The organism is Clostridium sp. Marseille-QA1073 (assembly GCF_054863625.1).
In genome coordinates this window covers 1-1,304 of sequence record NZ_JBSVQM010000068.1, presented here as the reverse complement: position 1 = coordinate 1,304, position 1,304 = coordinate 1, and the positions used below count along the sequence as shown (strand labels likewise).

Here is a 1,304-nt window from a genome sequence, read left to right as displayed (position 1 = left end):
TAGTGCCCGTACCGCAAACCGACACAGGTAGGTGAGGAGAGAATCCTAAGACCATCGGAAGAATTGCTGTTAAGGAACTCGGCAAATTGACCCCGTAACTTCGGGAGAAGGGGTGCCTACGCAAGTAGGCCGCAGAGAATAGGCCCAAGCAACTGTTTAGCAAAAACACAGGTCTCTGCTAAAGCGAAAGCTGATGTATAGGGGCTGACGCCTGCCCGGTGCTGGAAGGTTAAGGGGATTGCTTAGTGCAAACGAAGGCATGAACTTAAGCCCCAGTAAACGGCGGCCGTAACTATAACGGTCCTAAGGTAGCGAAATTCCTTGTCGGGTAAGTTCCGACCCGCACGAATGGCGTAATGATTTGGGCACTGTCTCAACAGCAAATCCGGCGAAATTGTAGTGCAAGTGAAGATGCTTGCTACCCGCGATTGGACGGAAAGACCCCGTAGAGCTTTACTGCAATTTAGCATTGAGTTTCGGTACTATCTGTACAGGATAGGTGGGAGACTTGGAAGCAAGGGCGTCAGCCTTTGTGGAGTCATCCTTGGGATACCACCCTGATAGTACTGGAATTCTAACCGGAGGCCTTGAATCAGGTCACGGGACATTGTTAGGTGGGCAGTTTGACTGGGGCGGTCGCCTCCAAAAAAGTAACGGAGGCGCCCAAAGGTTCCCTCAGAACGGTCGGAAATCGTTCGAAGAGTGCAAAGGCAGAAGGGAGCCTGACTGCGACACAGACAAGTGGAGCAGGGACGAAAGTCGGGCTTAGTGATCCGGTGGTTCCTCGTGGGAGGGCCATCGCTCAACGGATAAAAGCTACCTCGGGGATAACAGGCTGATCTCCCCCAAGAGTCCACATCGACGGGGAGGTTTGGCACCTCGATGTCGGCTCGTCGCATCCTGGGGCTGAAGTAGGTCCCAAGGGTTGGGCTGTTCGCCCATTAAAGCGGCACGCGAGCTGGGTTCAGAACGTCGTGAGACAGTTCGGTCCCTATCCGTCGCGGGCGTAGGAAATTTGAAGGGAGCTGTCCTTAGTACGAGAGGACCGGGATGGACAGACCTCTGGTGCACCAGTTGTCACGCCAGTGGCACAGCTGGGTAGCTATGTCTGGAAGGGATAAACGCTGAAAGCATCTAAGCGTGAAGCCCCCCCTAAGATGAGATTTCCCATAACATAAGTTAGTAAGACTCCTGGAAGAACACCAGGTTGATAGGTGAGAGGTGTAAGCATGGCAACATGTTCAGCTGACTCATACTAATAAGTCGAGGGCTTGACCTAATTAATTTCACTGTGCAATTTTCAG

Annotated in this window: 1 rRNA gene; it reads left to right on the top strand. The window is 52.6% G+C overall.

The features are described 5' to 3' along the window. A 23S ribosomal RNA gene (locus tag ACY1IQ_RS21105) occupies window positions 1-1,279 on the top strand; the annotation flags it as partial. Window positions 1,280-1,304 lie beyond the last annotated feature (25 nt).